A 26,849-nucleotide genomic window follows, 5' to 3' on the forward strand; every position below is an offset into this window, starting at 1 on the left:
GGCACAATGTCCCTTAACACGAGTCGTCTTGGCGGCTTTGCTCCCGTCGCAACATCTGCATCGGAACCCGGTAGCGCGCCGTGCCTGACACACAGGCCACGGTGCAGGTCTTGCGATTCACCTTCACTACCTGCCCCCGTTTGAGCCGCGGCGGCTCGCCAAAGCTGACTCGGTCACCCACCTGCCAGAGTGTGACCGGGGCGGGCGCCGCCACGGGCGGGAACGCCGTCGCCGACAGCGCCAGCCCCCGGCGCCGGGCGCCTTCCTGCAGATACCCCCTGACCTGATCAGCCCCGCCCTGGCGATGCAAGTCGTCCAATAGCCGATAGAAATGCCGGTTGTGCACCGAGCCCCGATAACGCTTGCCCGCCACCTGCTGCAGCAGGTGGGCGAATTCGTGACAGCAGGTGTGCGCCAGCAGGTTCAAGGTCGACAGCTCACCCTCGAAATAACGGTGTTGCTGGATTTCCCGGCTGGACAGCCAGCCCACGGCGTGCTCCGGGTGCTGCTTCGCCGCCACCATGCGGGCACCGTAAGTGATCAGGTGATGCTGATGGCGGGGATCGAAACGGTGGTAGGTAGCGCGACCCGGGCCTACCCGGCATTGCAGGACGGTATTGGCTTGCTGTCGGCGAATGTCGTCGGCGTGTGACGCCCACAGAATCTCATGGGTGGCGTCGCAGAGCAGTTCGCCGAGCAGAATGGCGTGATCGGAGCCGGATGGCATGTTGGGGCGGTTTCAGTGGCTGATGACAGGGGCAATGATACTGATAGTCGGGGCAGAAAAGACAGCTGATAGGTTGCTGGACTCGCCGCTAACATCTCAGCGGCGCAGATTTTTGCAGCAATAAAGCCCACTGCCGCGCAGCCCCTTAAATACCTGAAGAGACCGTCCCTGCGATCTGGTCAAATTCGGCTGCCAGCAAACTTCTGAATTGTCGCCCAGGAGTTAATTTGCAAGTAAGGCTGATTTTAACGGGATCTCGGGTGAATGGCGCTTCCGCGGCGCGAATGACCCGAATAGCCCGGTTTCGAATGCCGTTTGCCGGAGCGATTTATGTCACTCACTATCAATCTCCTTTTGATAGTCAAAGTGGCAAAGGGGGGACCTCCCCCCTTTGAAAGTCCATCGAGGCTTAAGCTTCGATCGGTGAACGCCAGTCATCGGCGCCGGAGGTGCCGGCCACGGCGTGTTCCCAGGTGACCTTGCGGTAGGACAGGGAGACCGTCACCAGTTGGGTGAAGTCGGCGTTGGCGGCATCCTGGCAGTGGGGCATGTTGCAGTTGATGTCGATGATGGTGGCGTCTTCGAGAATGGTGGAGAAGAAGTGCTCCTGTTTGCCCTCCACCGAGGTGCGGTACCACTTCAGTTCCACCTTGGGCAGCATTTCACCGGAGGCCAGCGCGTTGTACATCAGCGGCGTGGCCTTGTTCAGCGCCGAGGTGAACTTGAATGGCTTGTGGACACGCTGGCCGGAGGGCTGTCCGGACTGCGGATCTGTCGGTACGGTGACGACGTGGTTGAACTCCTGTACCAGCACTTCGTCTTCGTGGCCTTCCACGTAGATGTTGCCGACCGAGTCGGAGGTGAAGGCACCAGCGGTGATGTTGCCCTGGGTCTGGCCTTCGATACTGATATAACAAGGCGTTGGCATAGTCTGCTCCATGACGTTAATGAATGAGAAAAGTCCTGCGGGTTCTCCCTGGACGCCATGGTCAAGGCGATTACTGTGCCACATTGCAATATTCTTTACATATCAATTGGTTGCTTATTTGCTGGCGAGTCGCCGGGTGCATGATCAGGCAAGAACTTGCTGGCGGCGGGCGAACGCTTGCTGGCCGGGCAAGTTGTTGCCCGGCCGTTTTCGCCCCGGTCAGCGCAGCCGGAAACGGATGGGGAGACTGAAGGTGAAAGTCTCGCCTGCCATCGAATCCGGTACCGGCGGCAGTGGCTGGGCGGCCTCCAGCAGCGCCATTGCGGCCCGATCCAGCAGGGTGTGGCGGGATGAAGCCTGCAGCTCGTAGTGCAGCAGCACGCCTTGGCGATCGAACTCGAACACCACAACCGGCGTGCCTTCCTGTCCCAGGCGTCTGGCCCGTCGCGGGTAGTCGTAATGGCGACTGAGGTGGCGGTTGAGGCGGCTGAGGTAGGTGTCCACCTGGCCGGAGCTGCCGGCGCGCAATTCCACTTGTTCCACCTGTGCTACCTCGGGCGCCACCGCCGGGGTCGATGACGGCTGGCTCTCGGTTGCCGGTGCCGGTTCGGGCGGGTGCTTCAGCTCGGGCTCCGGTTCCGGTTCTGGTGCAGGCTCTGGCTCTGGCTCTGGCTCTGGCTCTGGCTCGGGTTTGGGTTTGGGCTCGGAAACCGGTTCCGGGTCGGGCGCGGGCGGCTCGACCAACGCTTCTGGTGACGGCGCGGGCCGGCCGGCCAGGGCAATCTGGATGGCTGCGCTGGCGTTGACATCGGCCTCGCCCTCCGGAGACTGCAGGGCGCTGGCATGGGGCAGCGCCAGGGTCAGCAGCGTCAGGCTCAGGGCCAGCGAGATCAGCAGGAACAGTGCGCGGGCGCGATGGCTCATGGGCTCGGCTCCGTCAGCAAGATGATGTCGGTATAGCCGGCAGCCTCAAGATGGCTGAGCAGGGTTTCCAGCTCCGACATGGCGAGGTCGCGGGCGGCGGCGATGCGCAGCGGCTGCTGCTCGGACGGGGCCGGTAACTGGCTGCGGAGCTCGGCGACGCCGACGCTTGTCCCCTTGACCTGCCAGCGACCGTCGGGCTGGATGACCAGATCGGCGGCCGGTTGTTGCTGCTCGCCTTGATTGGCCATGGCCGGCAGTTGTGGCAAGGGGTCATTGGACAGCTGGCCGGCAACGATGAAAAACATCAGCAGCAGGAAGACCAGGTTGATCAATGGCAGCAGGCTGTCTTCCACCCGCTCCATCAGGCCTTTGCCACTACCGGGTGGCGGCGGTACCAGGGAATCCATTGCTTACGCTCGCTTGGTTAGTCGCTGGCCGCTGCACCGGTTTCGCGTTGCCAGTGGGTGTTGATGCCGGCGGACTGCAGGGTGGTGAATGTTTCGGTAAAGCTGGTCAGACGGGTTTGGCCGTCGCTGGCCAGATTGACGTCGGTATGGCCCAGGCGTTTGAGTTCCGCCACCAGTGCGCTGAGCACCCAGGGCCGCTGTTGCCACTGCACGGTGCCGCTATCATCGAGCACCAGCTCCGGTCGCGGCTGGTCAGCCATGGCCTGGCCCTTCCCGCTGTCGTTGTCCAGCTCAAGATAGCCGGTTGGCAACAGCCGGCTGGTGAGCATGAAGAACACCAACAGGATGAACACCACGTCAATCAAGGGTGTGATCCGAATGGGCGTGGGCCGTGATGGCCGCGGCTCAACCAGTTGCATGGGCAAAACGGGCTGAGGCCAGGTCCAGGCTGGGCTCGTCCGCCGTTTCGGTGGCGGAGTTGGCGGCGGGTTCGGGATCGATGGCGGGCTCCGGTAACGTCGCGGTGAGCACCGTCACCAGGGCTGCGTTGACCAGGGTGTTCAGCCGCCGCAGCCGGAACTCGATCCAGGCGGCCAGGGCGGCAAAGGGGATGGCCACAATCAAGCCGGCGGCGGTGGTGGTGAGCGCCTCGTAGATACCGCCGCTGAGCTGACTGGCGTTGGCCCGGCCTTCGGTGGCGGCCATCGCGCCAAACGCGTCCATCATGCCCAGCACCGTACCCAACAAACCGAGCAGCGGGGCCAGAGCGGCCACCACCTCGACCACCTTCAGCGGCGCGTTGAAGGGTTCCAGAGCGGCACCGGCGTCCCGGCGCAGTACTTCCCGCAGCCGCTCCGGGTGCTGCCTTGTCAGCCGTGCCTGCATGGCCTGCATCACCAGGTTGCGCAGCGGGTTACGCCGAGCCAGCCAGCCGGATGAGGCGCGCAGTTGCTGCAGATGTTTGCGGTCAGGGGCCTGGGCCCAGTGGGCGAGCGCAGTGCGCAAGGCCCGTGAGTGCCGGGGGGCGTACACCGCGCCGGTGAGCATCAGGTAGAAGAACGAGACCAGTCCCGCGACAGCCAGGGCGAGCAAGACCAGAATCACCGGCCCGCCCATCTCGACCAGTTGTTGCAGCGGTCCGGACAGGCCGCCAGGGGATGCGTTTAGCAGAGCGTCTGACATGGTTGCACCAGTTGGAAAGTAAATGCGCAAATGATAACGATTTGCGTTAACGAATAAAAGGTTCGGCCTGCACTTTCTGGGTCATCTGTTACACTCTAACCATCACTACCGCCAGTAACGGGCGGCTTTCGAACGCGTTCTGCGCCATTCCTGCTGGGTGTTGCCTGAGCTCATGTTGCGTCGTTGGCTGGACAGTCTGGTTAATCGAGCCGTCCTCTTGGTCGTCGTGGCCATATTTCTCACCGCTGTGGCGGTCACGATCGCCAACAGCCTGGCAAGCCGCCAGGAACTCAAGGCCCAGGCCGAGACCCAGGTTGCGTCCCTGGCAACGCTGATTGCCGCAGAACTCGACCGCAAGCTGTCGGAGCGGCTCGATACCCTCACTGACGTGGCCCGGGCGCTGACCATGGAAACCGAGGCCTTCGAGGGCCGAGCCCAGTTGCTGGTGGAGCGGCAAGTGGCCCTGCGGCATCTGTTCGATGCCATCTACCTACTCGATGCTCACGGCATCGTCATCGGCGAGTATCCCCTGGAATCTGTTCAGACCGGCTTCGATGCCAGCGGTCGGGCTTACTTCCAGCAGGCCTCCCAACAGCTGACGCTGGTGCTCTCAGAGCCCTATCGATCCCGTCACAACGCTACCCCTACCATCATGATGGCGGCGCCGGTGTTTAACCATCAGGGCCGTCAGATGGGGGTGCTCGGTGGTGCGTTGCGGCTTGAAGGCGATAACTTCATGGCCGACCTGGCCGATGTCCGGCTGGGCCAGCACGGTTACCTGTTTGTCGCGACGCACAGCGGCATCACCCTAGCCCATGGCCGCGATCCTGGCCTGGTGCTGCAGCCGACGTCCGCACGCAGTGAGGCGATCCAGGCGGCGCTCACCGGTTATGAGGGTACCCGTCTGTCGCTGAATCAACAGGGCCTGGAAACCCTTATCTCGGTGAAGCAGCTGAACCATGCACCCTGGTTTGTTGCCGCCGTCTGGCCGCTACAGGAAGCCTTCGCGGCCGCCGAACGCCTGGCGGAAATCCTGTTGTGGGTGGTGCTGGCGGTGCTGGTGGTGTTGGTGCCGCTGGCGTTGCTGGTGTATCGGCGGTTGCTGGCGCCGTTGACCGACCTGGCCGAGCAGATCACCGAGCGTCACCTTGGCTTGCGTACCCGTTCGGTGAAGGTGGGGGGTGGTCGGGAAATTCAACAGGTGGCGGATACCTTCAATACCGTCATGGATGAGCGCACCGAGGTGGTGGCGTCGCTGGCGGACCGGGAAGCGTTCTTCCGCTCGCTGTCCCAGAGTGCGCCGATCGGCATCCTGCAGGCCGACGTCCTCGGACGCATCGAGTTTGTGAACCCCGCCTTTGAATGCCTTGTTGGCGCCGACGCCGACGAGCTGCGACACCACTACCTGTCCTCCTTCATCTACCAGGAAGACCGGGACGAAGTGGTGAACGAATGGCTCCATGCCCGCGAGGTGGGCGATATCTACCGGGGCCAGTTCCGCATCCACCATCGACCCGAAGACCGCGTTATCTGGGTCGATGTCATGACCGCTCGCATTGACGCCGCCGACAAGACGCTGGGCACCATTACCGTGGCCCGGGACATCACCCATGAACTGGAAGTGGAGGCGGAACTGAAGGCTGAGCAAGGCCGGGCGGACAGCATTCTCGGGGTGCTTCAGGAAGGCGTGCTGCTGACCGACCGGGAGGGTGAGATCCGGTTTTGCAACGAGGCTGCCCGGGCCTACCTGGGGACCGATTCGGGGGGTAACTTCTTCGAGCTGGTCGCGGTGGAGGCGGAGGATGGCGCCACCTGGGACGCCGGTCATTTTCAGGGCGAGAGCGAGGTGCCACTGCTGGACGGCGTGCTGCACAACCGGCGCGGCGACCGATTCGATATCGAGCTGACCATGTTGCGACTGAATCCCGGGGAGGCCTTGGAGCGTCTGGTGTTTGTGCTGCGGGACGATTCCGAACGCCGCCGCCAGGAAGAACGGCTGTCCTGGGAAGCCACCCATGACAGTCTCACCGGTCTACTGAACCGGCGCGCCTTCACCGCCTCCCTGATCAAGTGCCTGGGCGAGGCGCCGGCCCAGTCGACCGCCAGCGTGGTGATGCTGATTGATCTGGATCACTTCAAGCCAGTGAACGACCAGGGCGGCCATTTGCTCGGTGACGAGCTGTTGCGGGAACTGGGCTCGGTCTTGGCCGGCTCGGTGCGTAAGTCCGATTCGGTGGCGCGGCTGGGTGGCGATGAGTTCGGCATCGTGTTGCCCGCCTGCGGTCTGGCCCGGGCCGAGTCGCTGGCGGAGGAAATCCGCCAGGCGGTGGCATCGGTCAGGGTTGGTCAGAACGGTCAGCGTTTTGGGGTCACCGCCAGCATCGGGCTCACCGAAGTATCGGCCCACGACAGCGGGCCCCGGGAAACCATGGCGCGGGCGGACGAGGGGTGCTATGCCGCCAAGGCCCGGGGCCGAAATGCGGTGGTAGCGGTGCCACTGCCGCCGGAGCCCTAGGGCGCTCGACCGAGACGCTCAACCGAGCCAGCCGCTGCTGGCAGCCGCCTGCCACAGTAAGCGCAGGGCCAGCAGTGACAGCAGGATGTTAAAAATGCGGTTGAAATGGCGGTTGCTGAGCCGTTTGAGGGCGTGCAGACCCAGCCAGGTGCCGGCAAACCCGAACAGCACCATCGCGATGATGAACCACAGCCAGTCCTGGAACACGAAACCCGCGACCGTGAACACCAGCGCCTTGGGGGCGTGCTGCAGCACCATGGCCTGGGCAAAGGTGGCGATGGTGGTGAACCGGTTGTCGTGTATCTGCTTGATGAACGCCGCCACCAGCGGGCCGGTGGCGCCGACAAACAGGCTGACGAAGGTGGTCAACGTTGACGCTACGAACACACCGGTGCGGCCGAAGGCGGCGCCGGGCAGCGCCGGACCCCAGCACAGGTAGAGCACAAACAGCCCGATGGTGAGCTGCCAGAGATGGGCCGGCAGGTCCACCAGCAGCCAGGCGCCGATACCGGCGCCCACCACCACGCCGGGGGCAAACGCCGCGATCACCCGCCAGTCGGCCTGCCGCCAGGTCATCGCCGCCCGGCCACCGTTGGAGCCGAGCTGGACCAGCCCATGCACCGGAATGATCGCGGCCGGCGGTAGCCACAGTGCCAACAGCACCAGCATCAGCACCCCCCCGCCGGCACCGAGGCTGGCGGTGATCATCGAGGTCAGGGTGGAACACAGCAGCAGGATGATGACGGTGGTGGTGGTCAGGTTTTCGGGAAAGAGGGTGAGTTCCATGGCGGATCCGATCGTTTAAGGGCTCAGTAGATCAGCGAATTAACCAGACGGGACACTAGCCGGCGTCGCCGCAGAAGCCGTTCTGCCGCACCTGCGCCCGTTGACACAGGGCTTCCATGGCCAGCTCGACATCGGCCACATAGTACAGCGACGCCAGGCCGAACCGATCCCGACCCAGGTTGTGGTAGATCATGCCGAATGCGATATCTCCGGCGCTGTAGCGGTGGTGATGGCGGGAAAAGTAGGCCGCGGGCGCCGACAGATCCTCGCTGGTCAGCAGCGCCTCAACCCGGCCGGCACCGCCGTGGTAGGCCTGCACCAGCAGCAGTGTGAACAGCCGCTCGCGTTTGGTTGCGGGCAGCTCGCCAAAGCGGGCCTCGAAGGCCGGTCGCAGATTGCGGGCATTCTGGTTCATTAACTTGAGGGCGCAATCGAGCTGGGCCAGGCGGTGCCAGTAATTGCCGGCGGCAATGCCGCAGTCGCCCAGCGCCGACCGCGACAGCTGCAGGATGCCGCGGGCATCGGCGGCTGAGTGGGCCTGGGCCCGGGCGCCGCTTTCAATCAGCACCTGGCCGGCCAGGTATCTGGGCAACTCCGCGGGCAACTGCAAGCGCTGTTGGTTCTGTCGGGTCTGGTAGACCTGCAGCAGGGCCTCATGCAAGGCGCCGGGGTTGTCGGGTGCGCGGAAGCGGAGATCGTCCCAGGTTCCCCAAAGCCGGTCCGCGGCGTCGGTGCCGAGGTAGCGGTGAATGGCTTCGTCCAGATCAACGTGTGGTTGGTTGCAGGCCAGGGCAAAGGGGTAGCCGGTCTTGCCGGGGCCACCTTTGACCCAGGTGTGCACCTCGCCACGGCGGGCCAGCGCCGCCCGGGTCTCGTTGAGGCGGTGTTGGGTGCCGGGACGGGTGACGCCGTTATCGATGTAACCCAGGAAACGGCCGCGGTGGCCAAACAGGATGTGTCGGTTGGGTTCGGAACAGTAGCCGGACTCGGTGAGCACCCAGCGCCGAATGGTGACGATGTTCTGATACACGCCCTGGCTCACCCAGTAAGGGGAGGCGCGCACCACCGACACCCAGTTGTCGGCGGCGGCCTCGGCCGTGGCCTGTTTCTGGGAGCCCCAGCACAGCGCAGGGACAAGCAGCAATCCGATCCATTTCCACATGGGCCGTTCCGATCCAACGAGAGTGGCTATTGCCTGCATCCTAGCCAGTCTGGCGTGCCAGGTCCATGGTTGTGGCGGCCGCGACCGATCGGGCCAACATGAGGTATTGTCACTGTTCTCCTTCCGTCATTTCGGTATCCTTGGCGACGTATAACAACCAGTTCCGGAAGCCGTCATGAAAGAATCCGAATACCTGCGTTACGACGCCGTCGCCCTCGCCGAGCTGATCAGACGCAAGGAAGTGTCACCCCGGGAAGTCTGCGAAGCGGCCATTGCCCGGGCCGAACGGGTCAATGGCCGACTCAATGTCATCTGTCATCCCCAGTATGGCGATGCCCTGAGCCAGCAACCGGCCGCGGCGGGGCCATTCGCCGGCGTGCCGTTCCTGCTCAAGGATCTGGCTCAGGAGCAGCAGGGAGTGCCATGCACCCATGGCAGCCGTGGCTATCGGCGTTACCTGCCGCAGCAGGATTCCGAGTTCGTTCGCCGCAGCCGTGACAGTGGTTTGACGGTGATCGGGCGCACCACCACCCCGGAACTGGGGCTGAAGGCCATCACCGAGTCCCGGTTGTGGGGGCCGAGTCGCAACCCCTGGAATCCGGCCCTGACCCCGGGTGGATCCAGTGGTGGGTCCGGTGCCGCCGTCGGTGCGGGTATTGTACCGATGGCCGGGGCCAACGACGGCGGCGGCTCCATCCGCATTCCGGCGGCCTACAACGGGCTGTTTGGCCTCAAGCCGTCCCGTGGCCGGGTTTCGGTAGGGCCCATGGCCGGTGAGAGCTGGACCGGTGCGTCCAGCGATCACGTGGTGACCCGCACCGTGCGCGACAGCGCCGCCATGCTTGACGTGCTGTCCGGCCCCGCCACCGGCGACCCGTTCCGGATTCCGGAACCGCCCCAGCCCTACGCCGAGCTGATGCAGCAGGCACCACGCACCCTGAGAATCGGGGTGTTCACCGAATCCCCCTACGGAACCGAGGTGGATGCCCACTGCGTTGAGGCCGTGGAGGCCACCGCCCGCCTGCTGGCCAGCCTGGGCCACACGGTAGAGTACGCCCAGCCCCGCATTGACGGTCCCGATCTGGCCCGTTGTTATCTGGGTCTGTACTTCGGTGAGGTGTCCGCCGCGGTGGATCGGGCCACCCGCGAGTATGGCGCGCGGGAGTCGGACTTTGAATTGGAAACCCGCCTGTTGGCGATGCTGGGGCGAACCCTGCCGCTGCCGGACTACGTCGCCATGCGCCAGCGCTGGAACAATTTCGCCCGTGGCCTCGGCGCCTTCTTCGAGGATTTCGATCTCTATCTGTGCCCGACCACCGGCCAAATGCCGGCCCGCATCGGCCAGATGGAGACCCCGGCGCACCTGCAGGTGGTCGCCAAGCTGATGTTGGCATTGCGCGCCGGGCGATTGGTGCACAAGAGCGGTCAGGTGGACCAGCTGGCGCTGGACAATCTGGCGCGAACACCGTTTACCCAGTTGGCCAACCTGACCGGTACTCCGGCGATGTCGGTGCCGCTGCACTGGACCGGCGAGGGCCTGCCGGTGGGCGTGCAGTTCGGCGGCCGCCACGGCGATGAGGCGACCCTGCTACAGCTGGCGGCACAGCTGGAGGAGGCCCAGCCCTGGTTTGACCAGTACCAGCGCACCGAGCACCTGTAAGTGGGTTGTGACGGCTGGCAGAGCGGGTCCTGGCCTGGCTTGGTGTGATCCTTCGTTACCGATTTGCCGTTTATCTTTACGTGCGGAACACGCTATGCTGTCAGGGAGGGAGGTTGCGATCTCTCTACGACCCTGATGGCATCGAGGAGGCGAGTGAATTATGAACCAACCGATGGCAATCGACGAGCTGGTATCCGTTGCACAGGCCGAGGCCATGGGGGAATTGGACGCCCCGATGATGGCAATCGTCCTTTCCAACGAGCAAAGCTACGACTTACCGATCAATTCACTGGAAACCGATGCCGACAAGGCCCGTTGGGCGTTGATTCTGCGCGCCGCGCGGGAGCACGTCGAAGCCGATGCGGTTGCCCTGCTCTATCCGGCGTGGACCACCATCCGCAGAAAGGATGAGGTCAGCGAAACCGCGCCGGAACAGGCGGCCGAGAATGGCACCGAACCGACCACCCCCATCGATACCCTGTTCGTGCAGCTGCACACCCGCGACCGGATTTACTGGCGAGGGTTCGAGCAAATCCGTGATCCGCGCCATCAGCGCATCATTGGCTTTCGTGGCATTCATGCCCTCTCCACCGATTACGAGCGGGAAGACGCGCCCAAGGTCACCGCCTGGCTCGACACCCTGTTCGAGCCGTTGCCCGAGGAGGGCGAGGAAACAGAATTGGATATGGAGCTGGCCGAGCTGCTGGAAGAACCCGAGGTCAGTGCCGCGCTCTACCCCAGACAAATGCGGGCGCTGCATTAGCGCGCAGCACCTCATCTACCCCACCACAAACCCGGCATCAGGCCGGGTTTGTGGTTTCTGACCACAGCTCCCGCTGAAACAAGCCGTACATCAGCGTATTGACCAGACGGGACACTACAGCACCGGAATACGCTCTACCACCCAGACCAGACTGACACCACAGACCGCAACAATCAGCGCCGGAACCAGTGCCCGTCGGTACCAGGAGAAGCGCGCCAGCAGGTACAGCAGCGGAAACCCCACCACCAGCAACATCAGCTGACCCAGCTCGACGCCCAGGTTAAAGCCGGCCAAGGCCAGCGCCTGCTGGCTGGTTCCGGTGGTCAGCTCGCCGAGCACGCTGGCAAAGCCGAAGCCGTGAATCAGACCGAAGCCAAAGGCCAGTTTCCAGGTGTCGGGACCCAGCAACGGCCAGACGATGTTGAGGGCGGCGACGCCGATGGATAGGGCAATGACCGTCTCCACCCAGTTGATGGGCAGGGTTAGCGTGCCCAGGGCGGCGAGGGCCAGCGTCACCGAATGGGCCAGGGTGAAAGCGCTGACCACGCCGCTCAGGCGCCAGAGCCGTTTGCGCAGGGAGCCGACGTTGGTCAGGGAAACCGGAATGACCAGCACCAGCAGGAACAGCAGGTGGTCCAGTCCAACCAGCAGGTGGATAACCCCTTCCTCCAGAAAGCTGACAAAGGTCTGTATCGGGCTGGTGCCGTTGCCGGCCAGACTCACCGGGCCGGTGTCCGGGGCGATCACCGCTAACTGCTGGTGTTCGCCGCGTTGAACCAGCAGCAGCCCCCGGTGCAGGGTATCGCGGTCGAACAGAGCGCTGTAGCGCAGGCTCAGGGGCTGGCCGTCGCCCGGGCAGTGCAGGTCGATGGCGGTTGCAGCATAGACGCCGTCACTGTGACGACTGATACCCCAGTGTCGTGGCTCGAAGCGACACGGGCCCTGATCATTGGTCACCGTCACCCGTTCGGACAGGTAATGGGCGATCGCCGGTTGGGCCTGGCGTAATTCGGCCCCGGTCAGGCGGCCGTCGCCGTTGTTGTCCATGGGCAGCGCCAGGGTCAGATCCCGTAGCGCGAAATCCAGGCGCAGGCTGGGTAGCTCTTGCTCCGCCAGGGTCAGATACATGAAGCCATCGCTGGCCTTGTGGGGCCAGGCCGGGCAGGCCAGCATCAGCAGCAGCAGGAAACCGGTGAATCGCGCCATGTCAGCCTCCGTTGGGGCCCGGTGCCGGGTCACGGGATTGGTGCGAACCCTGGCTGTCTCGCCAACGGCCGACCTGCCTGCTGACGCTGCTATCGCCCGTCGCCTGGGCGGCACGCAACAGTAGCCGGGTGTCGGCCGGTTCCCGTTGCTGCTGCCAGTTCAGCCGCGCCTGGGTGAGGGCCTGCTCCGGTTGCTGCACCACATCCAACAGATAGCGGGCATATTCGCGTCGATGCAGCAGGTTGCCGCGCCACAGGGCTTCACTAAAGCGCTGGGCAAGCCGTTGCGTTAGCGCGACGGCTTGCTGATCGTGTCCAGTCTGGCCCAGGGCAACCGCCCGCAACACCGCGAGGCCATCGACCTGGATGTAGCCTTCGGTCAGCGCCAGCGCAGCGCCCGGCTGGCCCCGGCGCAGGTGCCAGTCCACCAGCTGGCTGCGCAGGTAGAGGTCATCCGGCGTGAGCAGCAGCGCGCTCTGCCAGTGGCTGCCGGCGGTCTCCAGAGCCAGCTGATCGGCCAGCTCGGCGAGACTGCCCAGAGCCCAGGCCAACTGGTGGGCCTCGCTGGTGCGTGCCTGCCGCAGGGCCTGTCGCAGCGTGTGATAGGCCTGTGCCGGCCGGCCGGAGCGACCTGTGGCGAGGGCCTGGCAGCTGTGCGCCAGCAAGTCGGCGCGGAGTTGGATCAGCGTCTGACAGGCCTCGCCGGCCTCAAGGTAGTGGCCTTGAGCCAGCGCCAGGGTGGCCAGCAGCAGGGTGGCCTCGTAGCGCTCGCCGGGCCGTTGGCTGTGGGCCTGAACATGGGCGAGATCGGCCCGCGCCGCGTCGAACTCATGCAGGCTCTGGTTCAGCCGGGCGCGTAGGAGCCGCAGCTCGGCGTTGAAAGTCGGGCCTGGCCAAGCGACCAGCAGTCGTTGGGCATAACCGAGCTGGCGGGGGTCGCCAAGCTGTTGCGCCTGACGGAGGTGATACCGCACCCGCTCGGCGAGACCCTGGTTGCTCGCCGGCGGCTCCGGCAGCGGGCGGGTTTCCGGCAGCTCGACCAGCACCGCCCGGTTGCTGAAATCGCTCTGGATCGGCGGCGCCGCCGCGACCGCTGTCACGCCCGGCAGGGCGACTAACGCAACGACCAGTGCCCGACCGATCAGCCGCCGCCCGCTCCCGGGGATGGCTGGGCATCCCCGGGGTGTCGGTTCAGAACAGGTCATCGTAGGCCTGCTCGTTGCTGCGATCGTTAAAGCTGAAGGTCAGCTCGTTCACCTCCCTTGCCTCCCGGCGTTGCGAGGTGTTGGCCAGCTCCTGCTTGACGAAGGCGGTGAAATCCACGGAAGCGCGGATGGACTCCGGGTTCCGGCCATTGCTGTCGGAGCATCCGGCCAGAAAGGTCGTTGCGGCGACCATCGAGAGCAGTAGGTAACGATAGCTCATGGTGTCTTACCTCCGGATCACATGGGCAGGCCGTTGGGGGAGCCCGGCACCGGCGTTGCCAGATAGGGGAAGGTGGTGCGCAGCTCGCTCGGGTCCAGTTGCACCCCGTCGGTGAACGGCACATCCCGGTTTGGTGCGTCGGTGGTCAGTGCCCCCATCACCACGCGCAGGGCAATATCCACCACGTCGTCCACCGGGCGGCGGCCATTGGGGAAGCCGGCGTTATCGCCCGCCAGTACACCGAGATCGTCCTGCATGGCGGCCGGGGTGGCGGCGATGGCTGGATTCAGTCGGAGCATCTCGGAGGCGGTGACCCCGGCCGGCTGGTTGAGGTCGGGCACCCCGGTCAAAAAGGCGGTGACCAGGTCGCTGCGAGGGAAGTTGTTGGGCGCTTCCGCGCCGGCTGAGCCGAACAGGATTTCCAGCAGTTCCGGCAGGGTTGGGTGGGTGACATAGCTCAGAAACTGGCCGTCATCCGCCGGTTCCGAGGCATTGAAGGCGTCCTTGTCCTTCAGCCCGATGACCACCTCGTTGACCAGCGGCATACCCAGGCGGGACACTTGGGCGAAGGCGCCGCCTTCAATGCTGGCGCCCTTGCCGTTGGCTCTCGGTGCCGGATTGAGGACACGGGCCTGGCGGACACTGGCGGTGGTCCAGGCGCCAATGACCGGTTGACCGCCGGTCTCGGTGGCGGCGGAGCCGGTCAGGCAGGCGGTGGGTACCTCCAGCGCGAAGGTGGTGACATTGTTGCGGGCCAGGTCGCCCGCGCCCTCGCCGTTACGGGGCCCCAACGGATTGGTGTTGACCAGATCGAAGATCTCGCCCAGGTTGACGGCGAACGCCTCCTTGCGCTGGCCGACGAACACCCGGCCATTGCCGTTGCAACCGGGGATGGCGATGTCGTAGATGTGCTGGTCGGCGTAGGCCCCGTAGTCGTCAAAGGATTTGGCACCGATATAGTCCAGCGGCTTGCGGAAAGTTTGGGTGCCGGTGTCCACATTGATCGCAGTCTGGGCGGCACCACGACGATCACCATAGACGACGCTGACGGTGTATTGCTGACGCAACTGGACATTGGCGTCGGCGGTGGCGTCGCCAATGTTTTTCAAGGGTACCGACACCATTTCCAGGCTGCTGCCCTCGCCTACCGTCAGTTGAATGTCGTTGAGCAGGTCCTCCAACTGGAAGCGGAAGGTAATTTCCTCGCGGGCATCGCCGTCGTTGTCGATGTGAATCTCATAGATGGCGTCGTCGTCCAGGTCAAAGTAGTTGGGGCCGCCGTAGGCGTCCTGCAACGGCAGGTAGTTGGCGATCAGGGTGACGTAGTTTTCCCGGCCACTCTCATAGCTGCGGAACAGGTAGAAATCGGTGCCATCGACCTTGGGCAGCTCGGTGATGAAGGGTGCCTCCCGGTGACTGGAGCCCTGGCTGAGGCCGGCGGACAGGCACAGGCCGGCGCTGGCCAACGCCACTCCGGCTTGTTTGAAATAGGTGTTCATTCCGAAATCCTCGTCTAGGTTTAGAGGGCGTCTGCACGATTTCCGCTTCGCCACCCGCAGGTGGAGGACCACGGGCGCCGTGTAGCCGCCCTTGGGGTTGCATTGGGGGAACGGGCGGCCACGGTGGGCAGATGCAGCTGGAAACAAAAAAATCCAATCGGCTCCAGACGCATCCAGTCGCGCAAGTCGGGCGTATAAAGCTGAATGGCCGATCAACAAGGGCACCAGTAAAGGGGGATCAGGGTGACGACGATGGAAAGCGAACAGGAACGGCTGCTGCACTTGTTGGCGGGTGTGGCGCAACAGGACCGACAGGCATTCGAGGCGCTCTATCGCGACATTTCGGGGCGCATGTTCGGGTTGTGCCTGAAGCTCTGCGGCCAGCGACAGCTGGCAGAGGAGGCCTTGCAGGATGCCTTTGTGCGAATCTGGCATCATGCCGGTGAGTACCACAGCGACCGGGGCTCGCCGCTAAGCTGGATGCTGAGTATCGCCCGCTACCGCACCCTCGACCTGATCCGGGCACGCAAGGTGCGACAGAGCGTTGGCGACCAGCCGCTGAAAAACCTGGCGGATGAGCGAGCGGGCCCGCTCGATCACACGCTGCAGCAGGCCGGATCGGCGGCGCTGACCGGCTGCCTGGATGAATTATCCGCCAGCCAGCGGGACAGCATCTTGCTGTCCTACTACCGTTGCCTGACCCATGAAGAGCTGGCGCAAGCGATGGACACCCCGCTGGGTACCGTAAAAAGCTGGATACGCCGGGGTCTGATGGCGCTCAAGAGGTGTCTGGAGCAATGAGGAAAACACCGGAACGGATTGAACGCCTGGCGGCGGAGTATGTACTGGGGTCGTTGCAGGGGCTGGCCCGGCGTCGTTTTGAACGCTGGATGATGGAATCCGCCACGGTGCGCCGCGAAGTCTGGTACTGGGAACAGCATGTTGGCGCCCTGAATGAAATGGTGCCACAGCGACAGCCACCGGCGAGGGTGTGGCAGAACATCCAGCAACGGCTGTGGCCCGAACCGCTGCCACGCTCGGATGTTGGCCCTGGTCGTGACTGGCTACTGGGGGGCTGGAGCCTGCTGGCCACGGCGGCGGCGCTGGTGTTGGCGCTGGTGCTAGTGCAGCAACCGGCGCCACCATCCGTCCGGGTGTTGACTGGCGCAATTGTCCAGGCGGGCATCGAGGATCCGCTGTGGGTCATCAGCGAGGCGGCGCACGAACAGCGCCTGAGTCTGCGGCCAGTGGCGGCTCAGGCTGCCGCGCCGGGCAAGGATTATGAACTGTGGATCGTGCCGGATGATGGGCAGCCGCTGTCGTTGGGCGTGGTGCCGGTTGGCCAGGTCTATCGGGTGACGCTGGATGAGGCCGCGCGCCAGGCCCTCGGCAGCAGCCAGACTCTGGCCATTAGCCTGGAGCCGAAAGGCGGATCGCCCACCGGCGCGCCGACCGGGCCCATCCTGCATGTGACCCGGTTGTATGAACTGTAGCTGGGCTGATCACCTTTTTGACAGGATGGTGAGACAGAGCTGGGCGTTCTGCAGGAAGTGGCTGAAGGCGGACAGCTGCCCGTCCGAAGGAACTGCCTTGCTGTCGGCATTGTCCGCGTAGAACATCCCCACCAGACGGCCGTTGGCTACCAGAGCGCCGGTCAGGGCCGGTACCCGGCCTAACCAGGGGTCAGCGGCAATGCCGCTGGCCCTGGCGGAGGGCTGATACAGGCTGGGCGTTCCGGAAGGCAAAAGCGCGCCAAGATCGCCGGTGCCATCCCGGGGAATCACAAAGGCCTCCTTCCAGGCATCGGTGGCGCGTCCCGCAATCCGTCGCGGCACCAGGTTCTGACCGGTGGGGTCACTCATCAGCAACGCCACCCGTTCCATGCCCACGGCTCGGTGGATGCCTTCGGTCACCAGCTGGCAAACCTCATTGATGTCGGGCTTTTCCGTCATGGTTCGGGTCAGCTCCTGCAGAATCGCCAACTGCAGGGCCGGGTCCCGTACCGGGGTGGGGCTCAACGGCTCCTCCATCGCCCGATCCCCGGCTCCGGGCAGTAAATCGGTGACTTCGGCGATGCCCATCGATACCGCCATTTTTGCCGCCTCGTCGGCGTTGACCTTGAGCTGATCCCGCAGCGTGCCCGGGGCTTGTCCGGTGTCCTCGGCCAGTTTATCCAGCAAGTGGTCCATCTCTGGCCCGCGCCAGCCCTGCTCGGACAACCGTGCCAGTTCCACCGAATGGCGAACCAGTCTGGTGGCCGGCGAGCGGGCTTGTCCGGGCGCCACCACATCGCGGATGAAAGGGCCGAGGGACCAGGCTTCGACCAGGCCGCGGGTGATTTCGGTGAAGGTGCAGTGAAGCACCGTTTTCTGGGCCTCGAGTGTGGCCCCGCCCTGTCGTAATCGATGCTCAAGTTCGCTGGCTTGCTCGGTGTCACAGGACCAGAACGCCAGTTCGCCAATGTTCATCAACAGGGCACCGATGAACACCTCCTCCAGCGCCTGTGTGCTGCGTTTGGGCAACAGGCAGCGGGCCTGGACCGCCGCGTGCAGGGCCCGTGCCAGGCATTTGAGCAGGTGCGGCCGGTCGCTGCGTTGCAGCAGGGTATCCACCAGCAGGCTGGAGATGGCCATGGCCTTGACCGCGTCAAAGCCGATCAGGGTGATGGCGCGACTGACGGTGCCAACCTGGGTGCGGGTCTGGTTGTAGAACACGGTATTGGACAGGCGTAACACCTGGGAGGTGAGCTGGGCGTCGTTGAGGATGACATTGGCCAGCTCGCTGACGGTGCTGTTGCTGCTTTGGGTCAACTCGTTGATGCGGCGAAGGGTGTTGGCCAGCACCGGTAGCTCCACCTTGCTCAGGTAGGCTACCCAGGCCTGGGCCGAGGTCATCCGTGGTGGTTCTGGGTCGGACTGAACGGTCAAACGGCTGGTTCCACGTCGAATTGAGAAAGGCGTCTGTTTGCAGTGTAGCGTACCCCCGGCTGTGTCAACAGCTGGCTATAGTGGCTTTCAACAACACCCGGCATTCGGGTTTTGCCGGCGGATTGGTCTATAATTGCGCGTTTTAACGCTGCACTCACAAGGCTGCTCCGTGATTGAATTTGATCAGGTCCAGAAGTCTTACGAGGTGGGCGGTCGGGCGATCCCTGCACTGCATGCCACCAGTATGACCATCTCGGCCGGCGAGGTATTCGGCATTGTTGGCCACTCCGGCGCCGGCAAATCCACCCTCGTGCGGCTGATCAATCTCCTCGAACGTCCCTCAGACGGGCGCATTCTGATTGATGGTGACAACGTCACTGCTTACGGCGCCGACCAGCTGCGGGCCTTTCGCCGCAAGGTGGGCATGATTTTCCAGCACTTCAACCTGCTGTCGTCGAAGACGGTGGCGGACAACATCGCTTTCCCGATGAGGCTGGCGGGCACTTACTCCCGCGGGCAGATCCGCGAACGGGTGCGGGAACTGCTGGCGCGGGTTGGTCTGAACGACCACGCGCACAAGTACCCCTCGCAGCTGTCTGGCGGTCAGAAGCAGCGGGTGGGTATTGCCCGCGCCCTCGCCTGTGGCCCCAGTATCCTGCTGTGTGACGAGGCCACCAGCGCCCTCGATCCGCAGACCACCCAATCGGTGCTGCGTCTGCTGGCGGACCTCAATCAGGAGCTGGGGCTGACCATTGTGCTGATCACCCACGAGATGGACGTGGTGCGCCGGGTCTGTGACCGGGTTGCGGTGATGGACGCCGGTCGGGTGGTTGAGATGGGGCCGGTAAGCGATGTGTTCCTGCATCCCCAGCACCCCACCACCCGGGATTTCGTGTTCGAGAGCGAAAGCATCGATCGTCAGGAGCTGCAGCAAGACCTGGCCCACGCCGAAGGCCGTATCCTGCGGCTGACCTTCCGCGGCGAAGCCACCTATAAGCCGCTGTTGGGCCGGGTGGCGCGGGAATCCGGGGTCGATTTCAGCATCCTTTCCGGCCGGATCGATCACATCAAGGAGACCCCCTATGGCCAGCTGACCCTGTCGTTGGTGGGGGGGGACCTGGCGGTGGCCATGGCGGCACTCCAGGCGGCGGACGTGCACGTGGAGGTGATGCGCTGATGGACAGTTTGCTGAGTAATGTGGACTGGGTGGAAATTGGCTGGGCCAGCTGGGACACCCTAGTGATGGTGGGGCTGTCGCTGTTGTTCAGCGTGGTGATCGGTTTGCCGCTGGGAGTACTGCTGTTCCTCACCGGCAAGCGTCAGCTGCTGGAACAGCCGGCGGCCTATGCCATCTTGTCGTTCCTGGTCAATGTGCTGCGTTCGGTGCCGTTCATCATCCTGTTGATTGTGATGATTCCGGTGACGGTGATGATGATCGGTACCTCCCTTGGCGTTGCCGGAGCGATTCCGCCGTTAGTGGCGGGGGGTGCGCCCTTCTTTGCCCGGCTGGTGGAAACCTCACTGCGGGAGGTGGACCGGGGCATCATCGAGGCCACCCAGGCCATGGGCGCGAACATTCGCCAGATCATCTTTGGCGCGCTACTGCCGGAAGCCCTGCCGGGAATCATTGCCGGCGTCACCGTCACCGCCATCACCCTGGTGTCCTATGCCGCCATGTCCGGTGTAGTGGGCGGCGGTGGTCTTGGGGATCTGGCCATCCGCTTCGGTTATCAACGATTCCAGACTGACGTGATGGTGATTACCGTGGCGTTACTGGTGATCTTCGTACAGTTACTGCAGATGGCCGGTGACCGGCTGGTGCTGTATTACAGCCGCCGTTGATGCCGGTGGCACTGACCACCGTCCATCACCGCGGATTACCGAGCATCTCAACCCAGTACAACCCATCCAAACAACGAGGTTAGGATATGAAACTGAAGCAGCTTCTGGTGGCGCTGACCACCCTGGCGGCGGTCTCCGTCGTCCAGGCGGCCGATAAACTCAGCATTGCCGCCACCGCAGTGCCCCACGCTGAGATCCTGGAGTTCGTCAAGCCGCAGCTGATGGCCGACGGTGTCGAGTTGCAGGTCAAAGTCTTTACCGACTATGTCCAGCCCAACATTCAGGTGGCGCAGGAGCGGATGGACGCCAACTTCTTCCAGCACCAGCCCTACCTGACCGAGTTCAACGCCGGTAAAGGCACCAGCCTGGTGAGTGTGGTGGGTGTGCACGTCGAGCCGTTTGGCGCTTACTCCAGCAAGATCAACGCGCTGGACGCCCTCGAAGACGGTGCCACGGTGGCGATTCCCAACGATCCGACCAACGGTGGCCGGGCGCTGTTGCTGCTGCAGCAGGCCGGGTTGATCACCCTGGCCGACAGCGGCAAGATCACCGCCACCCCACGGGACATCGCCGATAATCCGAAGGGGCTGGAGTTCTATGAGCTGGAAGCGGCGACCCTGCCGCGGGTGCTGAACCAGGTCGATCTGGCCCTGATCAACACCAACTACGCGCTGGAAGCGGGGCTGAACCCGGCGGCCGACGCCCTGGTGATCGAGGGCGCCGAGTCTCCCTACGTCAATATCCTGGTGTCCCGGGAAGACAACCGGGAGTCCGCCGCCATGCAGAAACTGGCGCAGGCGCTGACCTCCGATGCGGTCAAGAGCTTCATCCAGGAGAAATACCAGGGGGCCGTGGTGCCGGCGTTCTGATTTCGAATCGAACACCTGCCGTCAGTTAAAAAAAAACCGGTCGTGCCCGAGGGTGCGAGCGGTTTTTTTATCTAGCCGGTGATCACTCCCCGCTCCAGTTGCTGTCTGGATCGGGCGTCAGTCGCAGGTAGTGGCGGACCGCCTTGTAGCCCTGCGGGAAGCGTTGTTTGATTTCATCCTCGTCCTGCAGCGACGGCACGATGACAACATGCTCGCCCTTGACCCAGTTGCCCGGGGTGGCGACCTTGTGTTCGTCGGTCAACTGCAGTGAATCGATCACCCGCAGGATCTCGTTGAAATTGCGCCCGGTGCTGGCCGGATAAGTGATCATCAGGCGCACTTTTTTCTGGGGGTCGATGATGAACAGCGAGCGCACGGTCAGGGTGTCGTCGGCATTGGGGTGAATCATGTCGTACAACTCGGAGACCTTGCGATCCGGGTCGGCAATGATTGGGAAGGTCACCGTACAGTGTTGGGTTTCGTTGATGTCATGCACCCATTCCTTGTGGGACTCCAGCGTGTCCACGCTCAGCGCAATCGGTTTGACATTGCGGCGGGCGAACTCCTTGTGCAGCTTGGCAGTCAGACCCAGTTCGGTGGTGCACACCGGGGTGAAGTCAGCGGGGTGGGAAAACAACACGCCCCAACTGCCCCCCAACCACTCGTGGAAGCGAATCCGGCCTTCCGTGGTGTCCTGCTCGAAATCCGGTGCGATATCTCCCAAACGTAAACTCATACGGCTTTCTCCTTACTCAACAGACGCCGGTGCAGAAGTTGCCGGCCCATTTTTAGACGGTCTTCATTGTTAAGTGTAGTCGGCTTGTCGAATCTTGGTGACATCGCGGGTGGTCGAGTTGACGGACGCCGGCTGGGCCAGCGTCCGGGCTGCGCTCAACCCCCGCTCTGCCGTTGTTGTTCGAAGTGATCGCGGGTCAGCTTGAACACCACCGGGCTTAGCAGCGCCAGCGCGATCAGGTTGGGTACCGCCATCAGGGCGTTGAGGGTATCGGCCAGTAGCCAGACGAAGTTGAGTTCCGAGGTGGCGCCAAAGTAGATGGCGGCCACCCAAAGCACGCGGTAGGGCACTATGGCCTTGACCCCGAACAGGAATTCGATGCACCGCTCGCCATAGAACGACCAGCCCAGGATGGTGGTGAAGGCAAAGATCGCCAGGGCGATGGCCACCACGTAATTACCCACGCCGGGGAGCGCATCGGCGAACGCCAAGGAGGTCAGTGAGGCGCCTTCGGTACCGGTAGTCCAGGTGCCGGAGGTGATAATCACCAGGCCGGTAATGGAGCAGATGATGATGGTGTCGATAAAGGTGCCGAGCATCGCCACCATGCCCTGGGTGACCGGATTCTTGGTCTGGGCGGCGGCGTGGGCAATGGGGGCGGAGCCCAGGCCGGCCTCGTTGGAGAAGATGCCCCGTGCCACCCCAAAGCGGATGGCGGCCCAAATCGCCGCGCCGGCGAAGCCACCCTGGGCGGCTATCGGGCTGAAGGCATGGGTGAACACCAGTTCCAGCGCCATTGGGATCTGGGCGGCGTTGATCGCCAGCACCAGCAGTCCGGCCAGCAGATAGGAAATCGCCATGAACGGCACCAGGGCGCTGGCGACATGGCCGATGCGCTTGATGCCGCCAATCAGCACCAGTCCCACCAGAATCATCAGAATGACGCCCGACAGCCAGTGGGCGAGACCGAAATTGGTCGCCAGCACGTCGGCCACCGAGTTGGCCTGCACCGTATTGCCGATGCCGAAACCGGCGACGGCACCGAAGATGGCGAACAGCACGCCGAGCCAGGCCCACTTGACGCCGAGGCCGTTGCGGATGTAGTACATGGGACCGCCGACATGGGCGCCGCGCTCGTCCACCTCCCGGTAGCGGACCGCCAACACCGCCTCGGAGTACTTGGTGGCCATCCCCACCAGTGCGGTCAGCCACATCCAGAACAGCGCGCCCGGCCCGCCCAGAAATACCGCGGTGGCGACCCCGGCAATGTTACCGGTGCCCACGGTGGCGGACAGGGCGGTCATCAGCGCCTGGAACGGTGGTATTTCACCCTCCTCCCCGGCGCCGGTACGGCCCTGCCACATCAGGCGAAAGCCCGCGCCCAGCTTCAGGATCGGCATGAATTTGAGACCAATGCTCAGGAACAGCCCCACCCCCAGAATCAGCACCAGCATGGGCGGCCCCCAGGCCAGTGAATTGATCTTTGCAATAACGTTTGCGATGGCTTCCATGGCTTGCTCCAGACGGTTGGGATCGTTCGCTGATTGCGCTGAGCGAGTTAACTCCTTGAGTTTAGACGAGATCCGGAACCTGTAAATGCGCCCAGTGACGGATTCACCGATTTGCCTCGGAGCCGTGGCGGAAGGGTTTATGGAAACTCTGCCAGTTGCGGTACGCTGAAGGCTGAATCATCAGCATGAAGTTACGCCATGAACCAATTTTCCGAACCCGAGATCCGTCAGGTTCAGGCCAATGGCCTGACCTTCTGTGTGGAAAGTCGCGGCCACCCAGACGGAGAGGCCGTGCTCTTTGTGATGGGACTGGCCGCGCAGATGACGCTGTGGCCGGAGGCCCTGCTGGATGCCTACGTTCAGGCGGGATACCGAGTGATCCGGTTCGACAACCGGGATATTGGCCTGTCGTCCCAGCTCACCGATCGACTGGAGGGGCACCCGCTGGCGGTCATGGCCCGCCATCGGCTGGGCCTGCCGGTACAAGGCCCCTATACCCTGCAGGATATGGCGGTGGATGTGCGCAGCCTGCTGGACGCCCTGGCGATTGAGCGGGCGCACCTGGTGGGGGTCTCCATGGGCGGCATGATCAGTCAGTTGGTGGCGGCGCGCTGGCCCGAGCGGGTTGGCAGTGTCACCCTGATGATGACCTCCACCAACAGCCCGCGCTTGCCGATGCCCCACCCTAAACTGATCTGGAAACTGGCGGGCGTGGGGGCCAAGGGGCACGATGAAGCGTCGGTGGTGAAGCGGTCGCTGACGTTCTGGAAGGCGATCCAGAGCCCCGGGTATCCGCCCCAGGAACAGGTGGTCAAGGAGCGATTGGTCAGCAACTACCGGCGCAGCTACCACCCGGCGGGCATCCTGCGCCAGACCCGGGCGATTCTGGCCACGGGCAGTTTGTCGGCATTCACCCGGCAGATCCGGGTTCCCACCGCCATTATCCACGGCAATCGAGATCCCCTGGTACGACCGGTGGCGGCGACGCAGTTGAAGTATCTGATTCCCCATGCGCGTCTGGAAATGATCGAGGGTCTTGGGCATGACCTGCCGGAACCGCTGTTGGCGGACTTCGCACGGATCGGCCTGGAGCTGGCGAGCCAGGGCTAGGGTGGCGGTCTGCAGCGGCGACGCGCGCAACCTATAGATTCGCTACGGTATTGCTTCGCCACAACGAACATGACCAGCCGGACGATGGTCGGGCTGGTCATCAGCGTTGCGTCTCCACGGGCACAAGCCTCCGTGGCGGTTATTGTTTTCGGTGGCGATGGTCTCAGCGGGCGCGTATGACCGACTTCAGGCTACGACTGTGGGCGGCACGGTTCAGGGATTCAAGGGTCATTGCCTGACGCCGACCCAGGGCCAGCGGCTGGGGCTGCGGGGTGGTTTCGGTGGTTGCGGCCCGCTTGCGGCGGAAGCGGATGGTCAGGTTGTTCAGTTGCATGGATTACCTCCGTTACTGACGAGTTATACCGGGAGTCCGCATCCGGCTCCTGTGGTTGGATTGAACGATGCGTTCGTTGGTCTTCGTAGTGTCTGTTTGGGGGTGATAACGTCGTCCCGAAGGAGCTTCAGGAACGGGCGGCGGGAAGCTCCGCCACGCAGCGCAACTGTATAATAAGTGATCGATTGGCGGCAATACGTAGCCACACTGATTTTCTTGAACAATAAGTGAGACGTGTATCTAGAATCTGGTCCGTCGGCGGTTTCGGTGTGCAAAGATTCACTACCGCATTGCGTCTGGATTGCCTAAGGTAAAGGGGAGAATCAGAAGAAATCGTAACTCTGTGCCGGACCAGATGATCTGGTGTCAGGCAACGGGAGGGGAGGTTGCAGAAGATGCGTTCGCTGAAAGTATCCGATGTCATGTGGAATCACATCGAGCCGATCCGCTGCGGCACGCTGTTGACCAAAGTGGTGAAGGCGCTGTTGAGCAATCACGTATCCGGCCTTCCGGTGGTGGACGATCACCGGAAAGTGCTGGGATTTGTCTCTGAACAGGACTGTATCCATGCCTTGCTGGTCAGTAGCTACCATTGTGAAGGCGATCCCATCGTTGACGATGTGATGTTCCGGGCACCGGTCACCGTCACCCCGGAAATGGCCATCGTTGATCTGGCCCAGAACCTGGGGGCCGGCAAGCCGAAGGTGTATCCGGTGGTGGATCATGAACGGCTGGTGGGAATCGTGACCCGGACCGCCATTCTGGAGCAACTGGCCAAGGCGGGTTGTGGCATGGAGCTGCCAAAATACGCCGAGGCCGAGTGACTTGCGGCCAGGGCCGTATTTACACGTATCTCATCGGGTGAGGTGATCTGGTAGAACTTAGTCTCCTAATTAATAGGCGTGAGCCGGAACCCGCGGCCGCGCCAGGGCCTGCAAAACCTGCAAGGGGGAGACCATGACCAACTCCGTGAACCATCACCGCAAACTGCGTCATCTGGTGTTTGCGTTTTACATGTCGGGGCTGATGTCGCTGTGCATGTCGGCGGTGGTGACGTTCGTCAATACCGGGATGGATACCGGTTTTCCCGCCCGCTGGATGGGGGCCTTCCTGATTGCCTGGGCGGTGGCCTTTCCCCTGGTGTCGCTGGTTTCCCCGTTGGCCCATCGCCTTACCGGCCTGACCCTGGATCGCGGGTTACCGAAACCCCCAGAGTAAGCCAAAATCCATGGAGGGCATGATTTCGGGCTGTTCCAGCGCCCGGATATTGAAGTCCAGCTCGCTGCAGTCGCGCTGGAACGAACCCGGATAGCGATCGCCTTTGGCGCCAATGATCGCCTGGGCGGTGGGGCCAAGGTGCCTAACCGGGCGATGGGTCACCACCGCCACTTCATTGTTGGCCAGCCGCACCAAACAGCCGGGGGGATACTCTGTCAGGGCGTTCAGCAGCGCCTGGCCAACCTGCGGACGCGGGCTCTCATTGAGGCTGAGGCGGAGGGTGTGCATGGCATCGGTGACACTGCGCCGCTCGCGGTAGGCGCGGCGGGTGATCAGGGCAATGTAGTGCTCCGCGTAAGACAGAATGCGTGCCTCAGGCAGGATGGCGATGCCCGCCAGCCCCTGGGGGTAGCCGTTGCCGTCACTGCGTTCATGGTGTTGCAGGACAATCTGCTGCATCAGAGCGTCGTCGATGCCTGCCTGCTGCAGCGCCCGGGCGCTGAGTTGTGGGTGCTTCTGGATCACCGAGCGCTGTTCCTCCGACAGACCGCGGGGTGACGCATTGAGCTTGTCGAGAAACGGCAACAGCGCGATGTTGGCGGTCAGCGCGGCACTGATCAACGCGGTAGTACGGGTTTCGTCCAGACCCAGTTCGCTGGCCACAAACTGGCAAATGATCCCGTAGAACAGGGTCTGCTCGTAGGCGGTGGGTTCCACCGAATACAGGTGCACCAAGGCCAGGCAGGGGTCCGGCGCTTCGCGGCAGATGCGGTCGATCAGTCGTACCAGGCCCTGTAAGCGGGGGGCGGCGTTGTCCTGGCCATTGCCGATGGCCGTCAGGGTGATTTCCAGCGTTTGCAGGAGCTGTGGGTAGTCGGTGAACGGATTGCGTTCGCGGGCATCGTTGAAGACCTCAGGTTCTTCCTTGCGGGTCTCCTTGCGGGGCTGGAACAAGCCCCGTTCGAATAAGAGCTCCAGCTGGGAATCATTCTGAATGACATAGCCCTGTCGCAGCAGTACGTTGCCGCGGCGATCATAGACTGTCCAAGGCAGGGGCTTGCCAACGATCAGCGCACCAGGCGCGACACGAACAAGATTGGGCACGACGTTACTTCGCCT

Annotated in this window: 28 protein-coding genes; 11 read left to right on the plus strand and 17 right to left on the minus strand. The window is 63.4% G+C overall.

Features of this window, described 5'->3' with window-relative positions; translation table 11 throughout:
• Positions 1-13: 13 nt before the first annotated feature.
• From N6L25_RS01070 to N6L25_RS01095, 6 genes are all read right to left on the minus strand, one after another.
• Positions 14-727 (minus strand): hypothetical protein, encoded by a 714-nt coding sequence (locus tag N6L25_RS01070; RefSeq protein ID WP_271977162.1) that lies wholly within the window; start codon positions 725-727, stop codon positions 14-16.
• A gap of 409 nt (positions 728-1,136) precedes the next feature.
• Positions 1,137-1,655, minus strand: a complete 519-nt coding sequence (locus tag N6L25_RS01075) for an Hcp family type VI secretion system effector (protein WP_271977163.1) — start codon at positions 1,653-1,655, stop codon at positions 1,137-1,139.
• A gap of 219 nt (positions 1,656-1,874) precedes the next feature.
• Complete coding sequence (locus N6L25_RS01080; RefSeq protein ID WP_271977166.1) at positions 1,875-2,579, minus strand: energy transducer TonB; 705 nt, start codon at positions 2,577-2,579, stop codon at positions 1,875-1,877.
• On the minus strand, positions 2,576-2,986 hold the full coding sequence (locus tag N6L25_RS01085; RefSeq protein WP_271977168.1) for an ExbD/TolR family protein: 411 nt from the start codon (positions 2,984-2,986) through the stop codon (positions 2,576-2,578). Before N6L25_RS01085 ends, N6L25_RS01080 begins: the two co-directional genes overlap by 4 nt.
• A gap of 17 nt (positions 2,987-3,003) precedes the next feature.
• Entirely contained in the window at positions 3,004-3,405 is a 402-nt protein-coding gene (locus tag N6L25_RS01090) for an ExbD/TolR family protein (protein ID WP_271977169.1), read from the minus strand.
• Entirely contained in the window at positions 3,392-4,168 is a 777-nt protein-coding gene (locus N6L25_RS01095; protein WP_271977171.1) for a MotA/TolQ/ExbB proton channel family protein, read from the minus strand. Before N6L25_RS01095 ends, N6L25_RS01090 begins: the two co-directional genes overlap by 14 nt.
• 172 nt (positions 4,169-4,340) lie before the next feature.
• On the opposite strand from N6L25_RS01095, the gene N6L25_RS01100 reads away from it, so the two are divergent.
• The gene (locus N6L25_RS01100; RefSeq protein WP_271977174.1) at positions 4,341-6,683 is read left to right on the plus strand and encodes a sensor domain-containing diguanylate cyclase; all 2,343 of its coding nucleotides are present in this window, start codon (positions 4,341-4,343) and stop codon (positions 6,681-6,683) included.
• An 18-nt stretch (positions 6,684-6,701) separates the two neighbouring features.
• Here N6L25_RS01100 and N6L25_RS01105 read toward each other — a convergent pair whose 3' ends face one another.
• Both N6L25_RS01105 and N6L25_RS01110 read right to left on the minus strand, forming a co-directional pair.
• Positions 6,702-7,469: a sulfite exporter TauE/SafE family protein gene (locus N6L25_RS01105; RefSeq protein WP_271977178.1), complete on the minus strand. Its 768-nt coding sequence runs from the start codon at positions 7,467-7,469 to the stop codon at positions 6,702-6,704.
• A 55-nt stretch (positions 7,470-7,524) separates the two neighbouring features.
• Complete coding sequence (locus tag N6L25_RS01110; RefSeq protein ID WP_271977181.1) at positions 7,525-8,631, minus strand: hypothetical protein; 1,107 nt, start codon at positions 8,629-8,631, stop codon at positions 7,525-7,527.
• A gap of 175 nt (positions 8,632-8,806) precedes the next feature.
• Between N6L25_RS01110 and N6L25_RS01115 the strand changes: the two genes are divergently transcribed.
• The gene (locus N6L25_RS01115) at positions 8,807-10,291 is read left to right on the plus strand and encodes an amidase (RefSeq protein ID WP_271977182.1); all 1,485 of its coding nucleotides are present in this window, start codon (positions 8,807-8,809) and stop codon (positions 10,289-10,291) included.
• 160 nt (positions 10,292-10,451) lie between these two features.
• Positions 10,452-11,054, plus strand: coding sequence for a hypothetical protein (locus tag N6L25_RS01120; RefSeq protein ID WP_271977184.1), 603 nt, complete (start codon positions 10,452-10,454; stop codon positions 11,052-11,054).
• Positions 11,055-11,168: 114 nt separating this feature from the next.
• On the opposite strand, the gene N6L25_RS01125 is transcribed toward N6L25_RS01120, so the two are convergent.
• The 4 genes from N6L25_RS01125 to N6L25_RS01140 are packed head-to-tail and all read right to left on the minus strand — an operon-like array spanning position 11,169 to position 15,183.
• Positions 11,169-12,260 carry a HupE/UreJ family protein gene (locus N6L25_RS01125; RefSeq protein ID WP_271977186.1) on the minus strand — a complete coding sequence of 364 codons (1,092 nt, stop codon included), beginning with the start codon at positions 12,258-12,260 and terminating at the stop codon, positions 11,169-11,171.
• A gap of 1 nt (position 12,261) precedes the next feature.
• Entirely contained in the window at positions 12,262-13,464 is a 1,203-nt protein-coding gene (locus N6L25_RS01130) for a hypothetical protein (RefSeq protein ID WP_271977188.1), read from the minus strand.
• On the minus strand, positions 13,451-13,684 hold the full coding sequence (locus tag N6L25_RS01135; protein WP_271977189.1) for a hypothetical protein: 234 nt from the start codon (positions 13,682-13,684) through the stop codon (positions 13,451-13,453). Before N6L25_RS01135 ends, N6L25_RS01130 begins: the two co-directional genes overlap by 14 nt.
• Positions 13,685-13,701: 17 nt before the next feature.
• Positions 13,702-15,183: a DUF4331 domain-containing protein gene (locus N6L25_RS01140; RefSeq protein WP_271977191.1), complete on the minus strand. Its 1,482-nt coding sequence runs from the start codon at positions 15,181-15,183 to the stop codon at positions 13,702-13,704.
• A 252-nt stretch (positions 15,184-15,435) separates the two neighbouring features.
• Here N6L25_RS01140 and N6L25_RS01145 point away from each other — a divergent pair, with 252 nt between their 5' ends.
• Both N6L25_RS01145 and N6L25_RS01150 read left to right on the plus strand, forming a co-directional pair.
• On the plus strand, positions 15,436-15,984 hold the full coding sequence (locus N6L25_RS01145) for a sigma-70 family RNA polymerase sigma factor (RefSeq protein WP_271977413.1): 549 nt from the start codon (positions 15,436-15,438) through the stop codon (positions 15,982-15,984).
• Positions 15,981-16,676, plus strand: coding sequence for an anti-sigma factor (locus N6L25_RS01150; RefSeq protein ID WP_271977193.1), 696 nt, complete (start codon positions 15,981-15,983; stop codon positions 16,674-16,676). Before N6L25_RS01145 ends, N6L25_RS01150 begins: the two co-directional genes overlap by 4 nt.
• Before the next feature lie 9 nt (positions 16,677-16,685).
• On the opposite strand, the gene N6L25_RS01155 is transcribed toward N6L25_RS01150, so the two are convergent.
• Entirely contained in the window at positions 16,686-18,110 is a 1,425-nt protein-coding gene (locus N6L25_RS01155; protein ID WP_271977194.1) for an HDOD domain-containing protein, read from the minus strand.
• A gap of 169 nt (positions 18,111-18,279) precedes the next feature.
• Here N6L25_RS01155 and N6L25_RS01160 point away from each other — a divergent pair, with 169 nt between their 5' ends.
• From N6L25_RS01160 to N6L25_RS01170, 3 genes are all read left to right on the plus strand, one after another.
• Positions 18,280-19,287, plus strand: coding sequence for a methionine ABC transporter ATP-binding protein (locus N6L25_RS01160; RefSeq protein WP_271977196.1), 1,008 nt, complete (start codon positions 18,280-18,282; stop codon positions 19,285-19,287).
• Positions 19,287-19,952 (plus strand): methionine ABC transporter permease, encoded by a 666-nt coding sequence (locus tag N6L25_RS01165; protein ID WP_271977197.1) that lies wholly within the window; start codon positions 19,287-19,289, stop codon positions 19,950-19,952. Before N6L25_RS01160 ends, N6L25_RS01165 begins: the two co-directional genes overlap by 1 nt.
• Positions 19,953-20,038: 86 nt before the next feature.
• The gene (locus N6L25_RS01170; RefSeq protein ID WP_271977198.1) at positions 20,039-20,821 is read left to right on the plus strand and encodes a MetQ/NlpA family ABC transporter substrate-binding protein; all 783 of its coding nucleotides are present in this window, start codon (positions 20,039-20,041) and stop codon (positions 20,819-20,821) included.
• 82 nt (positions 20,822-20,903) lie between these two features.
• Here the strand turns inward: N6L25_RS01170 and N6L25_RS01175 are convergent, their stop codons facing one another.
• Together N6L25_RS01175 and N6L25_RS01180 are read right to left on the minus strand one after the other, a co-directional pair.
• A complete protein-coding gene (locus N6L25_RS01175; protein ID WP_271977199.1) occupies positions 20,904-21,557 on the minus strand; it encodes a peroxiredoxin in 654 nt (217 codons plus the stop codon).
• Positions 21,558-21,712: 155 nt separating this feature from the next.
• Positions 21,713-23,068 (minus strand): alanine/glycine:cation symporter family protein, encoded by a 1,356-nt coding sequence (locus N6L25_RS01180; protein ID WP_271977200.1) that lies wholly within the window; start codon positions 23,066-23,068, stop codon positions 21,713-21,715.
• Positions 23,069-23,266: 198 nt separating this feature from the next.
• Between N6L25_RS01180 and N6L25_RS01185 the strand changes: the two genes are divergently transcribed.
• Positions 23,267-24,178: an alpha/beta fold hydrolase gene (locus N6L25_RS01185; RefSeq protein ID WP_271977201.1), complete on the plus strand. Its 912-nt coding sequence runs from the start codon at positions 23,267-23,269 to the stop codon at positions 24,176-24,178.
• Positions 24,179-24,341: 163 nt separating this feature from the next.
• Here N6L25_RS01185 and N6L25_RS01190 read toward each other — a convergent pair whose 3' ends face one another.
• A complete protein-coding gene (locus tag N6L25_RS01190) occupies positions 24,342-24,512 on the minus strand; it encodes a hypothetical protein (RefSeq protein ID WP_271977202.1) in 171 nt (56 codons plus the stop codon).
• Positions 24,513-24,907: 395 nt separating this feature from the next.
• Here N6L25_RS01190 and N6L25_RS01195 point away from each other — a divergent pair, with 395 nt between their 5' ends.
• Entirely contained in the window at positions 24,908-25,336 is a 429-nt protein-coding gene (locus tag N6L25_RS01195; RefSeq protein WP_271977203.1) for a CBS domain-containing protein, read from the plus strand.
• 133 nt (positions 25,337-25,469) lie between these two features.
• Positions 25,470-25,730 carry a DUF2798 domain-containing protein gene (locus N6L25_RS01200; protein WP_271977204.1) on the plus strand — a complete coding sequence of 87 codons (261 nt, stop codon included), beginning with the start codon at positions 25,470-25,472 and terminating at the stop codon, positions 25,728-25,730.
• Here the strand turns inward: N6L25_RS01200 and N6L25_RS01205 are convergent.
• Positions 25,710-26,834 carry an HD-GYP domain-containing protein gene (locus N6L25_RS01205; RefSeq protein ID WP_271977205.1) on the minus strand — a complete coding sequence of 375 codons (1,125 nt, stop codon included), beginning with the start codon at positions 26,832-26,834 and terminating at the stop codon, positions 25,710-25,712. The two genes, N6L25_RS01200 and N6L25_RS01205, sit on opposite strands and share 21 nt — an antisense overlap.
• Positions 26,835-26,849 lie beyond the last annotated feature (15 nt).

It is taken from the genome of Marinobacter sp. SS21, assembly GCF_028369065.1.
GTDB lineage: Bacteria > Pseudomonadota > Gammaproteobacteria > Pseudomonadales > Oleiphilaceae > Marinobacter.